The organism is Salinisphaera hydrothermalis C41B8, from assembly GCF_000732535.1.
GTDB classification, from domain to species: Bacteria; Pseudomonadota; Gammaproteobacteria; order Nevskiales; family Salinisphaeraceae; genus Salinisphaera; species Salinisphaera hydrothermalis.
Genome location: NZ_APNK01000053.1, coordinates 1 through 13,202, shown reverse-complemented (window position 1 = coordinate 13,202; position 13,202 = coordinate 1). Strand labels below are relative to the sequence as shown.

Sequence of the window (13,202 nt, the reverse complement as noted above, 5' to 3'; positions counted from 1 at the left end):
AATGCCTTGAGGAACGAAGAGACAGATCACCTGGCGCCCCGAAAACAGGGATGTCGCAAACCCAGTCGTGCAGGTCGGGTTAGCCGCACGCGTAACCCGACATCCGACCCCCCATGGTAAAGATGGGATCAGCGATCCCCGGCGTCCACGCTGTCGGCTTACGGCCTGCGGCCTAAGCCGACCTACCCTGCTTGCACCCCGAGTGATTCGCTGGGGAACGAAGCGCATACAGCAATTCGCGCCACGATCGAACTAACGCCCCTGATGACTAACCGCCATCTGCGTGCATCGGCGTCGATCTGCGGATCAATGCCTTGAGGAACGAAGAGACAGATCACCTGGCGCCCCGAAAACAGGGATGTCGCAAACCCAGTCGTGCAGGTCGGGTTAGCCGCACGCGTAACCCGACATCCGACCCCCCATGGTAAAGATGGGATCAGCGATCCCCGGCGTCCACGCTGTCGGCTTACGGCCTGCGGCCTAAGCCGACCTACCCTGCTTGCACCCCGAGTGATTCGCGGGGGAACGAAGCGCATACAGCAATTCGCGCCACGATCGAACGACCGCCCCTGATGACTAACCGCCATCTGCGTGCATCGGCGTCGATCTGCGGATAAATGCCTTAAGGAACGAAGAGACAGATCACCTGGCGCCCCGAAAGCAGGGATGTCGCAAACCCAGTCCGCCATTTGCGCTCTTAGGCGTTCATTGGCGGACTGAAAACGTGCCGATCTCCGACCAATAAATGCTTCGGGAACAACAAAAGCGATGTGATGAAACACGAACAGCCCCCAGGCCGCGGCCTGCGTTAGGCTGATGCCATGAGTTCGTCGAACGTCCGGCCCCGACGCGGCAATCCGCGTATTTCGCCGACTGCCTATGCCACGGCCGCGGCCTGGGCACGCTATGGCTTTGCCGAAGCGGAGGCGTTCGATACCTGTCGCGGGCGCGGCATGCTCGCGGCGTTACAACTGGGCACTGGCCTGCTTTCGCCGTTCGTCCCCGCCGTGGCCGCAGGTCCGCAGCTGCTGCGCTGGCGTCACGCGGCTTTCTCGAACTGGGTCGCGGCGCAAACGCCGCGGCTCGCGATCGAGATCGGCGCGGGTTTGTCCACGCGCGGCCAGGCTTATGCTCGCGCCCATCCGGATATGCACTGGTACGACCTGGATCTGCCCGGCATGGTGGCAACCCGCCGGCGGCGTTCGGCAGGGCGATCGCCGCCGCCGAATCATGATCTGGCCGAAGGCGATCTGTTCGACCCGAATCTCGGAGCCAGCATCGCCAGGCCCGAACACGGCCCGGTCGTCGCCGTGACCGAAGGCGTGGTCGATTATCTGGATCGCGCCGCCAAGCGCCAGGCCTGGGCGAACGTGGCGGCGCTGCTGCGCCGGCTCGGCGGCGGGCGCTATCTGGCCGAGGTCTATCCGCTGCGACGGTTTCTCGAGCACGGCCCGGCGGCCCGCGCGGCCCGGGCCTGGACGACGCGCGCCCATGCCACGCTGTGCTACGACGACACCGACATGGTCGCCCTGCTGATCGCCGCCGGCTTCGCCCGGGCGCGGATCCTGCCCGATGCCGAGGTCGCCGAATGGGCCGACCTGAGCCGGGTACCGGCCCTGCCGTTCAGTTTACTCGAGGCTGAAACATAGCCCGCGCCACCCGGCAGCGTTAGACTGCACGGTTTTCACCCGTCTCCCGCGTAGTCCTCGCCGTGAAAGCACTAGTTCAAGATCTGCTCGTCGACGCCGCCACCCGGGCCTGGCCCGATATCGACATCCCGGCCGATCCCCACGTCGAGCGCACGCGCGACGCCGCCCACGGCGATTTCGCCTCGAACCTGGCGATGCAGCTAACCAAGGCCGCGCGCCGCAATCCGCGCGAGATCGCGCAGGCGATCGTGGATCAACTCGGCGACGACGAGCGCATCGCCAGGGTCGAGATCGCCGGTCCCGGCTTCATCAACTTTTTCCTCGCGCCGGCCGCCTTCCGCTCGGTGATCGATCAGGTGATCGAGGCGGGCGAGGCCTACGGCCGCTCAAGCGAAGGCGCCGGCCGCAAGGTGCTGATCGAATTCGTCTCGGCCAACCCCACCGGGCCGCTGCACGTCGGCCACGGACGCCAGGCCGCGATCGGCGATTGCCTGGCCCGGCTCTACGAGGCCATCGGCTGGCAGGTGACCCGCGAGTTCTATTACAACGACGCCGGCAACCAGATCGAGATGCTGGCCCGGTCGGTCGCTGCGCGCTGCGCCGGCCTGACGCCCGAGGACGCGGACTGGCCCGAGGGCGGCTATCGCGGCGAGTATCTGGCCGATCTGGCGGCCGCCTATCTCGAAGGCGCGACCGTGGTCGCCGACGATCGCGAAGTCACCGGCGCGGCCGACCCGAACGACATGCAGGCGATCCGCGAATTCGCGGTGGCCTATCTGCGGCGCGAACAGGACGAAGATCTGCGCGCCTTCGGCGTCGTGTTCGACAACTACGCCCTGGAATCCGCGCTGTATGCCAACGGCAGCGTCGAGGCCACGGTCGAGGCCCTGGTCGCAGCCGGGCATACCTACGAGGCCGACGGCGCGCTGTGGCTCAAGACCACGGACTATGACGACGACAAGGATCGCGTCATGCGCAAGGCCGAGGGCGGTTATACCTACTTCGTGCCGGACGTCGCCTATCACCGCGCCAAGTGGGAGCGTGGTTTCACCCACGCCATCAACGTCCAGGGCGCCGATCATCACGGCACCATCGCCCGCGTGCGTGCTGGCCTGCAGGCGCTGGACATCGGCATCCCGCAGGGTTGGCCGGCCTACGTACTGCATCAGATGGTCACGGTCATGCGCGGCGGCGAGGAAGTGAAACTATCCAAGCGCGCCGGCTCCTATGTCACCGTGCGCGATCTCATCGACGAGGTCGGGCGCGATGCGACGCGCTATTTCCTGGTCGCGCGCAAGTCGGATTCGCATCTGACCTTCGACATCGATCTGGCCCGAAGCCAGTCGGAAGACAACCCGGTCTACTACATCCAGTACGCCCACGCGCGCATCGCCAGCGTGTTTCGTCAGCTCGCGGAACAGGGCCTGGCGTATGATCGCGACTCGGCGGACATGACGCGTCTGGATTCCGAACACGAACAACGCCTGATCACGGCGCTGTCGCGTTTCCCGGAAGTCGTGGCCGCCGCGGCCGCCGATTCGGCGGTGCAGAGCGTGGCGCACTATCTCCGTGATACCGCCGATGCATTTCACAGCTATTACAATGCCCAGAAATTCGTCATCGAAGACACCGGCCTGCGCAATGCGCGCCTGACCCTGATCACGGCCGCGCGTCAGGTGATCGCCAACGGTCTGGCGTTGCTGGGCGTTTCGGCACCGGAACGGATGTAATCCGACGAGGTTTTCAAGCACATGGCCCGCGACTACTCCTCGCGCCGCAACAATCCACCGGATAAGAACGGCAAGCGCAAACCCGCCAAGCGGGCGACGCCGGCCGCGCGCCCGGTGCGCCCGAAGAAAAAGCCCGCGCCGCGCAAGAGCGGCGGTGGCAACGGCGGCGGCAACAACCGTAGCGCGCCAAGCGCCCGTAGCGGCGCGCGAGGCTGTATCTGGCTGGTGTGCGCCCTCCTGCTCGGCGTGGTTGGGGGATCGATCTATTACATCGCCAGCCGCCCGGCTGGACACGGCCCGGAAAGCGTGAGCATCAACTTGCCCCAGAGCGATTCATCGGGCAACGGCAGCGCGGGCAGTAGCGATACCGCCGGCCAGGCGAGCGGCGACAAGGCCTCGACGTCGCAGACCGAGCAACCGCAGCAGAAGAAATCGCCCCGGTTCTCGTTCTATAAGATGCTGCCCAACTACAAGGTGGAAGTTCCCGCGGGCCAGCAGGCGCAGCAGCCCGTGACCGACAACAACGAGCCGCACGAAGCCGAACCGGCAGTCAACACGCCCGCGCCGAGCGCGCCGGCCCAATCGTCCAGCCGTAACTCGAGCAGCTCAACGCATGCCTCTTCAGCATCATCATCGTCGAGTTCTACCAGCACCGGGCCGGGCTACGTGATCCAGGCGGGCGCGTTCTCGACCGAGAGCGACGCCGATCATCGCAAGGCCCAGCTCGCCCTCCTCGGCGTGACGGCCGATATCGTCGATATCCAGACCTCCTCGGGCAAGACGGTCTACCGGGTGCAGAGCGACGTGCTCAAATCCAGTGATCGCGCCCACGCGCTGGCCCAGCGGCTGCAATCGCACGGGATCGAAACCATGGTGCGCCAGGCCGACTGACCACTGTGCGGCCTTGTTTGCAGGGGCCAACTCGGCACGGGGCCCCTCGACTGCCGGCCGGGTCGAGGCTCGGCCGTAGGTCGCTGAGCCCGACTATGGCGAACCCACGAACCGGGCGACCAATCGATTCCAATCGCTATCGGCGAGCGTTGCCAGAATCGCACGATTGATCGGTTCGCGTAGATCGCTCCCCTGCGGCAGCGCGAAGGCATAGTCCTGGCGTTCGAAGGTATGGGCCAGCACCGTCATCTGTCCCGGAAACTCATTACGTAACCGGTATTTGAGCAGCGGCGCATCGTAAACGACCGCATCGACGCGGCCGGCCGCGAGCGCGCCCAGCGCCGCGTCCAGCGTCGCCGTCGGACGGAAACCGATGCCGCGCTGGCGCAACGCTTGGGCCGCCGCCGAGCCCTTCACCGTCGCCACCCGTGCATGCGCGAGATCATTGACGCCCTGAATCCCCGAAGACAGGCGATCGACGGTCAGCGATGTCGCAATCGCGGCGGTGAAGCTGGAAATGATGATGATCGCGGCGAACATCCACGCCAAGCCGACGAGCCGTCCACCGAGCGTGCGCGGTGATTTGTCGCCGTAGCCGACAGTGGTCATGGTCACGGCGGCCCACCAGAAACCGCTGCCCAGCCCATTGACCACACCACCCCCGAATTCTTCGGGATTGCGATGCCGCTCGAACGCCCAGACCAACACACCGACCAGCAGCAAGACCCCGGCCAGGGTGGCGAGAGCGGTCAAAAATGGCCAGGAAAAGAAACGGCGGATGGTCGACCATGGCCCGCCGCCGTTCGCCGGGACGGCGATCGCCAGCCCCGTGGAATAAAACGGATAAGTGAAATCTACCCGCGCTTCGCGTGGCTCGGTGACGGTCAGGGCCGCCACGGAGATATCCAGGTCGCCATTTTCCAGCCCGCGGAACAGACCGGACAGGTCGCGCGCCACGTAGTGCGACTTCAATCCGAGCTGACCGGCCACCCGTTGCCAGAGCGCAATCGACAGACCGGTATAGCCGCCCGTATCGTCCTGCATGACGAACGGCGGCGCGATCTTGGTGCCCACGGTGAGCGTGCGGCCCGCCTCGCCGGGCGGCAACGCACTGTCGACGCTAGCGTTGACCGTGGTTCGGCCGGGCGGCGCAGCGCTGGCCGGCGCCCCGACCATGACTGCCCATAACAGTGCCAGCATACAAGCGAGAACCAACCCAGCCCGCGCGCCTCTCCCCAAATATTGCATCGATCCCCCTGGTCCACGGCATGCGGCCGAATACGATCGATGATCGAGTATAACGGGGTTATCGCGATTGTCGCCCGGCTCGGCCCACGAATCAGATCGGATCCAGCTTGGCATAGCCGGCGATCAACCACTTGCTGCCGGCACGGTCGAAATTGACCTGAATCCGCGCGCGAGCACCATCGCCCTCGAACGCCAGCACCGTGCCCTCGCCGAACTTCTTGTGCACGACGCGCTGACCGAGGCCGAGACCGCCGGATTTTTCCTCGTTGCGCCCGATCGGTCCGGGCCGGAACACCGGCTGGGAAATACCTGCCTGGGGCCGCGTCTCGCGCAGATGTTCGCTCGGGATCTCGCGTAAAAAGCGCGACGGCGCGGACAAATTCTCCTGGCCGTGCAGACGCCGGACTTCGGCATGCGAGAGATTGAGTTTTTCCATCGCCCGGGTCATGCCGACGTAAGCCAGACGGCGCTCTTCCTCGAGGCCGTTGTCGTCCTCGACGGAGCGCTGGTGCGGAAACAATCCTTCTTCCAAGCCGACCATGAACACCAGCGGGAATTCCAGACCCTTGGCGGCATGCAGCGTCATGAGCTGGACTGAATCGTCCCATTCGCCGGCCTGGGCCTCGCCGGCTTCCAGCGAGGCATAGGCGAGGAACTGGGTGATCTCGTCCATGGTTTCGTCGTCGTCCGGCGTATACGCCCGGGCGGCAGACACCAGTTCGTCGAGGTTGTCCTTGCGGGCCTCGGCTTTTTCGTCGTTTCCCTTGCCGTGATGGCCTTTCAGATCGGTCACCGCGATCACATGCTCGGTGGCCTCGTGCAGGGCCATATCCTCGACCGAAGCATCCAGTTCGTCGATCAAGGCGATGAAGTTCATCACCGATTTGGCCGCGCGGGCCGCGAGACCATTCCCGGCCAGCTCGTAAGCGGCCTGCCATAGGTTCATCGCCGAGGCGCGCGCATGGGTGCGGATCTTGTCGACCGTGGTGTTGCCGATGCCGCGCGTAGGCGTGTTCACGATGCGCTCGAAAGCGGCATCATCGGAGCGGGACTGGATCAGGCGCAGATAGGCCAGTGCGTCCTTGATCTCGGCGCGTTCGAAGAATTTCTGCCCGCCATAGATGCGATACGGAATCTCGGCGGCGATCAGGCGCTCTTCCAGCACCCGCGACTGCGCGTTGGAGCGATACAGAATCGCCACGTCCGAACGTGCCCCGCCCTCGGCGATCCAGTTCTGAATACGGGTGACGACGTGCTGGGCCTCGTCGTATTCGTTATAGGCGGCGTAGACATCGATCGGCTCGCCCTCGGCGCCGGCCGTCCACAGCTCCTTGCCGAGCCGCGAGAGGTTGTGCCCGATCAGGCCGTTGGCCGCGGCCAGAATGGTGCCGGTGGAGCGATAGTTCTGCTCCAGCCGTACCGTCTGCGTGCCGGCAAAGTCGTCCTCGAAGCGCAGGATGTTGTCGACCCGCGCGCCGCGCCAGGAATAGATCGACTGGTCGTCGTCGCCGACGATGAATACCTTGCCGTGGGTGCCGGCCAGCAGCTTCACCCAGGCGTACTGCAGGGCATTGGTGTCCTGGAACTCGTCGACCATGAGATGGGTGAAGCGCCGACGGTAATGCGCCAGCAGCTCGGCGTTGTCGCGACAGGTTTCGTAGGCACGCAGCAGCAGTTCGGGAAAATCCACCAGCCCGGCCGCCTCGCGCGCGGATTCGTACGCGGTATAGACCCGAATCATCTGCGAGCGCGCATAGTCGCCGGTGTCGGCCAGATCGGCCGGGCGTTCGGCGTCTTCCTTGCAGCTGTTGATGAAGCCGGCCATCTGGCGCGGCGGCCAGCGCTGTTCGTCCATCTCCAGACCGCGCATCACGCGCTTGACCAAACGCAGTTGATCATCGGAATCGATGATCTGGAACGCCTGCGGCAGCTTCGCCTCCTTGTAATGCAAACGCAGCAGCCGGTGCGCGATGCCGTGGAAAGTGCCCACCCACATCGCACGCGCCGGCACGCGCAGCATCGGCTCCAGGCGCGCGCGCATTTCGCCGGCGGCCTTGTTGGTGAAGGTCACCGCCAGAATCGATTGCGGCGAGACGCCTTCGACGCCGATCAGCCAGGCGATACGATGAATCAGTACGCGGGTCTTGCCCGAGCCGGCGCCGGCCAGCACACGCATGTGCGTTGGCGGTGCACCGACCGCTTCGCGTTGGGCATCGTTGAGACCGTCGAGAATTGCGGATACGTCGTCCATCCGCGAATTGTAACCAAAGGTGGACATCGCAAGTTCAGCCAGCACTGGTAATCTCGACTGATCAAATCACCCAGCGCCCGTCCATGACCCGCTCGATGCATCGTCTGCTTGCGATCATTCTGTTTGCCGTTGCGCTGGCCGGCTGCGCTACGTCGCCGACCGGCCGCAGCCAGCTCAAGATGTTCAGCCCCCAGAAAATGGCGGCCATGGGCGACCAGAGCTATGCCCAGCTCAAGCAGAAGACCCCGATCGACCACAATGCAGCGGACAATCGCTTCGTCGAATGCGTGGCCCACGCGATCACCGCGGTGCCGGGCGTCGAACAGGCGGCGGACGGTTCGTGGCATGTCACGGTGTTCAAGTCCAAGCAGATCAACGCCTTCGCCCTGCCGGGCGGCAATATTGGCGTTTACTCCGGCCTGCTGCCGGTCACCAAGAACGGCGCCCAACTCGCCGCGGTGATCGGCCACGAAGTGGGCCACGTCCTGGCCGGGCATCCGAACGAGCGCATGTCGGAGCAATACGCCACTCAGGGCGGGCTGTCCGTACTCTCCGCGTTTCTCGGCGGCGGATCCAGCGGCGGTGGCCAGGCCATCATGTCGGCGCTCGGGGTCGGCGCTCAGGTAGGCATTCTGCTGCCGTTTTCGCGCGCTCAGGAAAGCGAGGCCGATCTTATCGGTCTGGAACTCATGGCGCGCGCCGGCTTCGATCCGCGCCAATCGGTTCAGTTATGGAAAAACATGACGGCCGCCAGCAACGGCCAGCAGCCCAATCCGTTTCTTTCGACCCATCCATCGAACAATAATCGTATTCAGGCGCTGGAAGCCCATATGAACAAGGCGATGCAGCTTTATCAGCAGGCCCCGCGGCATCCGAGCTGCCCGCATCCGTAGCAGGGGATTACGGCCGCAGCGAGCGCCGCTGATCGGCTTGACAAGCATGGGTATTGCGATGCACGGCAAACGCGGTAGACTTCGATTAAGGTGGCTGCGTGCCGCGTTCCGTTGGTCTTAGTTTAGGTGTCATTGACAAGTCCGTACGGTTTTTAAAGTAATGACACACGTTTGCTAGCTAGGATCAGTCGAGATGAATATTTACGTCGGCAACCTTTCGTGGAACTCCACGGACGACGACCTGCGCACTGCCTTCGAGGCGTTCGGGGAAGTCTCTTCCGCGAAGGTCATCATGGATCGTGAAACCGGGCGTTCGCGCGGTTTCGGATTCGTCGAAATGTCCGATGACAGCGCGGCTCGTGAGGCCATCGAGGGCATGAACGGTAAGGACCTTCAGGGTCGTACCCTACGTGTCAACGAAGCCCGCCCGCGCGACGATCGTCCGCGCGGCCCGCGTCGCTTCTAAAAACCCCAAAAAGAGCTGACTGTGGGGCGCCGGTCGATGGCCGGTGCCCGCAGCGGCATCGAGCCGGTCGTGTTCGCACGGCCGGCTTTTTTATGGCTCTTCGCATATTAGTGGGCCGATGCAAAACCGGATCATGGCCTCAGCTGGATGGTTAGCTGCGCTGCGGTGCCACGGTTTATGGAATACGCCAAGCCCTGATGCGCCTTGTCTGTATTCCCGTCCCGTTGTGCGGCGACGGCGAGGCCTGGTGTCGGCGGGTGTCCGGCGCACAGCGCCGGTGCGCCCAGCCTGTCTGAGCGCCGCCAAAGCGGCGTGCCATCGCTATTAACTAGTTGGGCGCATCCCGCCGGCACCACGCCTCGACGTGAACCGGCGAAGCCGGCGCCGCGCCGGGTGCTCTTCTCTTGGTTACATCTGCCGAGCAAGCAAGAGAAGTGACTCGCGCTGCAGCGCGAAACCAGAGGCCGGCGAAGACCCGCAGGCTAGACTGTTCGAGTGCGAGGTCGGCGGTGCTTGCCCAGTGCATGGCTTAGTCGTATCTACCCATGCCTAAATTCCCGGGACTCGTCGGAATCATGGCCCCGCTAATCCGCGATGAACTTTTTCATGCGCGCGACGGCCGAGCCGCGTACGGCCTCAATCTTTTGCCGTGAATACGGCAGCCGGGAAATGCAGCGTTGTATACGGCAAATGCACGCGGCGCATGACGACCCAGGCAAACAGCAACGGGTTGACGTCGTAGATCGACTTCAGCGGCGCGACATCGGTCTTCGCGATAAATCCGGAACGCGCCAGGCTCTGCAGATCGATGGCATCGGCGCGTGCCACGGCCGGGTAGTCACTGCCATAGCGCAGATGGCTGAAGAACTGGGGGTGCTGCAGTAACGGCTCCAGCTCGGTATCCGGCCGATCGCCACTCAACAGGCCAGCCAGGCTGATCGTGATCGCCGGCTTGGCATCGCCATGATGACGCAGGAGCGCGAACAGGGCCGGCATGAGCTGCTGCCCGTGCGCTCCGGTCGCGCCCCCGAGTCGAATCCGCACCGGCACACCCGCATCCAGCGCGGCCTTCAACCGCGCCGGTGCCACCCAGGCCGGATCGTGGTCAGCGCGTTGTAGTTGGCCCACGGCGACGTCCAGGCGCATGTGATGGGCGGCCATGACCTTGTACGCCGCCTTGGCGGCGGCACCGTCGAGGTCGATCTGCTGGGCGACCGGCCACCAGCGCACATCCTGCACGCCGGCCTTGGCCCAACGCGTCAGCGCTGCCTCGGCATTGGGCTGACGCGGATGAATCGACACCTCGGCCGTCAGCGCTTTCGGCGCCTGTTTCGCCAGCCAGGCGACATAACGATTCGAGACCACGGGCGCGGGTTGATCGTCCAACGGCGCGCCGTGCGGACCGAACACGCCGGCCCGACCCGAGATTTCGGCGCGATACGGCCCCGGCATGGCGCGGATCTGGCGCAGCAGGCGCGAGATATACTCTGCGTCGGCCGTTTTGGCATTCCGGATACCCGCCGCCCGATCTCGCAACAGCTGCCTCAGCCAGGTGCTGACGGCCGGCACGCCATGACCACGCTCGTGGCTATCGTTGGAGAAATCCGGCCCCGAGAGTTGTCCGCGCGAGATGATGCCGACGCCATGATCCACCACCGCGTGATCGTGCAAGCCGGCGAACGCCTGCTTGATCAAGCGTTGGGAGGCTTCCGGCAACACCCAGGCTGCGTCTTCCGGCGCATGCGTCCAGCCGGCGCCATGCCGCGCCAGCCAACGCGGCCACAGCAGCACGAACAACAACACCAGCACCAGCGCCGCCACCACAAGCACGATCGCGCCCGCGGTTCGTCGTCGCATCGTCAATCGGCGCATGCGCACGGGCCGGGCGGTTAAGCCACCGCAGCGTCGTCGATCGACTCGGCGTGATGACAGGCCACGAGGCCGCCCTCCAGTCGACGCGGTTCCGGCACGGCCTCGGCACAATCGGCCCGAGCCCAGGGGCAACGGGTCCGGAACACGCAGCCGGACGGCGGATTGGCCGGCGACGGCAGATCACCCGGCAAACGGATACGCCGGCGGGCGCGCTCGGCGGCCAAGTCCGGGCGCGGCACGGCCGACAGCAATGCTTTCGTGTAAGGATGACGCGGCGCGTCGAACAGCTGAGCGGCCGGCGCCTGCTCCATCAAGCGGCCGAGATACATCACGCGGACGTCGTCGCTGATCTGGCGCACCACGGCCAGATCGTGTGCGATGAACAGCATGGCGACCTGGGTCTCGCGCTGCAGCTCCATGAGCAGCTCGACGATGCGCGCCTGGATCGAGACATCCAGCGCGGAGACCGGCTCGTCGCAGATCAATACCTTGGGCCGGACCACCAGCGCCCGGGCAATGCCGATGCGCTGGCACTGGCCGCCGGAGAATTCGTGCGGATAGCGGTTGAGATGCGCCTGGGCGAGCCCCACCCGATCCAGCATGTCGGCCACCCGCTTGCGGCGCTCGGCGCGTGACAGATCCCGGTGCAGATGATGCAGCGGCTCGGCCACGATCTGACCCACCGTCATGCGCGGGTCGAGGCTGGCCAGCGGATCCTGGAAGATCATCTGCACTTCGCGGCGCAGCGCGCGCCAGTCACGGGTGGAGCCGCGCGTGATGTCGCGGTCGCCCAGATGCAGGCGGCCGGCCGTGATGGGAGCCAGACCGGTGAGCGCGCGCGCCAGCGTCGACTTGCCGCAGCCCGACTCGCCCACCAGCCCCAGCGTGTGACCCGCCGACAGCGCCAGACTGGCCCCGTCGACGGCCCGCAGCACCGGCGCCGTCTGCCAGGGCCAGTCCGCACGCAGCGGAAAATGGACCTTGATATCGTCGGCAGACAGGACCGGTGGACTCGACATGGGCAGGGGCCTCGCGAATGACGGCAGACATCGAATGGTACGCTGGCTCCGCACCCCCGACCCTGGAGCGGCTCGGCGCGAAACGGAACACGACTTGCGTACCGATACGGGTGGCTCACCATACAAGAACCGGGCCAGAGCGTCGCTTGTACCATCAGCGGAGTTCGATCGGGGACCAACCACAGGAGTCGAGGGCATGAGCCGCGCGGCAGCGCCGAGTGATCTATCCGTTCTGAGCTTCAACATGCAGGTCGGCGTCGGGACCAAACGCTATCGCGAGTACGTGACGCGCGGCTGGCGTCATGTGCTGCCCAGCCAGGGCGTGCGCGACAACCTGTCGCGTATCGCCGATCTGCTCGGCGCGCACGACATCATCGGCCTGCAGGAGATCGATGCCGGCAGCCGCCGCAGCCGTTACCAGAACCAAATCCAGTCGCTGGCCGAACAGGCCGGCTTCGCCTACTGGCGGGTTCAGGTCAATCGTGACCTGGGCCGCGTCGCCCAGCATGGTCTGGGCCTGATCAGCCGCTACCAGCCATTCTCGGTGACCGAGCATAAGCTGCCCGGCCGACTGCCGGGCCGGGGCGCCCTGGTGGCCCGCTTCGGCTCGCCGGCGCATGCCCTGACCGTGGTCGTGACCCATTTGTCGCTGGGCGCTGGCAGCCGCACCCAGCAGCTGGCCGCGATCTGCGAGATGGTCGCCGACGACGAACACGTCATCGTGATGGGCGACACCAACTGCAGCGCCCACGACCTGTTGGCCGACCCGGCCCTGGCCGCCAGTGGTTTGCGCGTCTACGACCGGCTGCTCCCCACGTTTCCGAGCTGGCGCCCGCGCCGTGGCATCGATCATATCCTGACCTCGGCCTCCCTGCCGGTGCATCGGGCCGGCGTGATCGAGACCATGCTGTCCGATCATCGCCCGGTCGAGATGCAGATCGGCTTGCCCCGCGAACTTGGCCAGGCTCTAGCCCGGCGGGATTCGGCGGCTACTGGCTAAACGCCCATTACAGAACTTGAAGACGGTCGGGTCACGCAGGTCGGACCAACGACGCGTAATCTGACGTCGATACCAATAGGCGATGAGCGGCCTGATCCGCTATGTCGGCTTACGGCCTTCGGCCTGATATGGATTGACCTGTCAACTACGACTTATGACTTATTCATAATCGATGCGCTGGCG

The 13,202-nt window shown here is 65.2% G+C and carries 10 protein-coding genes; 6 read left to right on the top strand and 4 right to left on the bottom strand.

Annotated elements, in window-relative coordinates; all coding sequences use genetic code 11:
• Positions 1-821: 821 nt before the first annotated feature.
• From C41B8_RS18310 to C41B8_RS19900, 3 genes are all read left to right on the top strand, one after another.
• A complete protein-coding gene (locus C41B8_RS18310; protein ID WP_037341525.1) occupies positions 822-1,649 on the top strand; it encodes a hypothetical protein in 828 nt (275 codons plus the stop codon).
• Between the two features lie 62 nt (positions 1,650-1,711).
• Positions 1,712-3,379 (top strand): arginine--tRNA ligase, encoded by a 1,668-nt coding sequence (gene argS, locus C41B8_RS18305; protein ID WP_037341524.1) that lies wholly within the window; start codon positions 1,712-1,714, stop codon positions 3,377-3,379.
• Positions 3,380-3,400: 21 nt separating this feature from the next.
• A complete protein-coding gene (locus C41B8_RS19900; RefSeq protein WP_051883764.1) occupies positions 3,401-4,270 on the top strand; it encodes an SPOR domain-containing protein in 870 nt (289 codons plus the stop codon).
• Positions 4,271-4,363: 93 nt separating this feature from the next.
• On the opposite strand, the gene C41B8_RS18295 is transcribed toward C41B8_RS19900, so the two are convergent.
• Both C41B8_RS18295 and uvrD read right to left on the bottom strand, forming a co-directional pair.
• Positions 4,364-5,470: a transporter substrate-binding domain-containing protein gene (locus C41B8_RS18295; protein WP_084189193.1), complete on the bottom strand. Its 1,107-nt coding sequence runs from the start codon at positions 5,468-5,470 to the stop codon at positions 4,364-4,366.
• Positions 5,471-5,609: 139 nt separating this feature from the next.
• The gene (gene uvrD / locus C41B8_RS18290; protein ID WP_037341529.1) at positions 5,610-7,769 is read right to left on the bottom strand and encodes a DNA helicase II; all 2,160 of its coding nucleotides are present in this window, start codon (positions 7,767-7,769) and stop codon (positions 5,610-5,612) included.
• A gap of 83 nt (positions 7,770-7,852) precedes the next feature.
• Here uvrD and C41B8_RS18285 point away from each other — a divergent pair, with 83 nt between their 5' ends.
• Both C41B8_RS18285 and C41B8_RS18280 read left to right on the top strand, forming a co-directional pair.
• Complete coding sequence (locus tag C41B8_RS18285) at positions 7,853-8,662, top strand: M48 family metallopeptidase (protein WP_232226117.1); 810 nt, start codon at positions 7,853-7,855, stop codon at positions 8,660-8,662.
• 193 nt (positions 8,663-8,855) lie between these two features.
• Positions 8,856-9,128: an RNA recognition motif domain-containing protein gene (locus tag C41B8_RS18280; RefSeq protein ID WP_037341522.1), complete on the top strand. Its 273-nt coding sequence runs from the start codon at positions 8,856-8,858 to the stop codon at positions 9,126-9,128.
• A 636-nt stretch (positions 9,129-9,764) separates the two neighbouring features.
• Here C41B8_RS18280 and C41B8_RS18275 read toward each other — a convergent pair.
• Positions 9,765-10,985 carry a hypothetical protein gene (locus C41B8_RS18275; RefSeq protein WP_156962589.1) on the bottom strand — a complete coding sequence of 407 codons (1,221 nt, stop codon included), beginning with the start codon at positions 10,983-10,985 and terminating at the stop codon, positions 9,765-9,767.
• A gap of 32 nt (positions 10,986-11,017) precedes the next feature.
• Positions 11,018-12,019: an ABC transporter ATP-binding protein gene (locus C41B8_RS18270; RefSeq protein WP_037341519.1), complete on the bottom strand. Its 1,002-nt coding sequence runs from the start codon at positions 12,017-12,019 to the stop codon at positions 11,018-11,020.
• Between the two features lie 196 nt (positions 12,020-12,215).
• Here C41B8_RS18270 and C41B8_RS18265 point away from each other — a divergent pair, with 196 nt between their 5' ends.
• Entirely contained in the window at positions 12,216-13,019 is an 804-nt protein-coding gene (locus C41B8_RS18265; protein ID WP_037341517.1) for an endonuclease/exonuclease/phosphatase family protein, read from the top strand.
• The last annotated feature ends 183 nt before the right edge of the window (positions 13,020-13,202 follow it).

Excerpts from the sequence above, each read along its gene's own strand:
- C41B8_RS18265 (WP_037341517.1), top strand. The coding sequence starts at position 12,216 with ATGAGCCGCGCGGCAGCGCCGAGTGATCTATCCGTTCTGAGCTTCAAC.
- C41B8_RS18275 (WP_156962589.1), bottom strand. The coding sequence starts at position 10,985 with ATGCGACGACGAACCGCGGGCGCGATCGTGCTTGTGGTGGCGGCGCTG.
- uvrD (WP_037341529.1), bottom strand. The coding sequence starts at position 7,769 with ATGGACGACGTATCCGCAATTCTCGACGGTCTCAACGATGCCCAACGC.
- C41B8_RS18285 (WP_232226117.1), top strand. The coding sequence starts at position 7,853 with ATGACCCGCTCGATGCATCGTCTGCTTGCGATCATTCTGTTTGCCGTT.
- C41B8_RS18295 (WP_084189193.1), bottom strand. The coding sequence starts at position 5,470 with ATGCTGGCACTGTTATGGGCAGTCATGGTCGGGGCGCCGGCCAGCGCT.
- C41B8_RS19900 (WP_051883764.1), top strand. The coding sequence starts at position 3,401 with ATGGCCCGCGACTACTCCTCGCGCCGCAACAATCCACCGGATAAGAAC.
- C41B8_RS18280 (WP_037341522.1), top strand. The coding sequence starts at position 8,856 with ATGAATATTTACGTCGGCAACCTTTCGTGGAACTCCACGGACGACGAC.
- C41B8_RS18270 (WP_037341519.1), bottom strand. The coding sequence starts at position 12,019 with ATGTCGAGTCCACCGGTCCTGTCTGCCGACGATATCAAGGTCCATTTT.
- C41B8_RS18310 (WP_037341525.1), top strand. The coding sequence starts at position 822 with ATGAGTTCGTCGAACGTCCGGCCCCGACGCGGCAATCCGCGTATTTCG.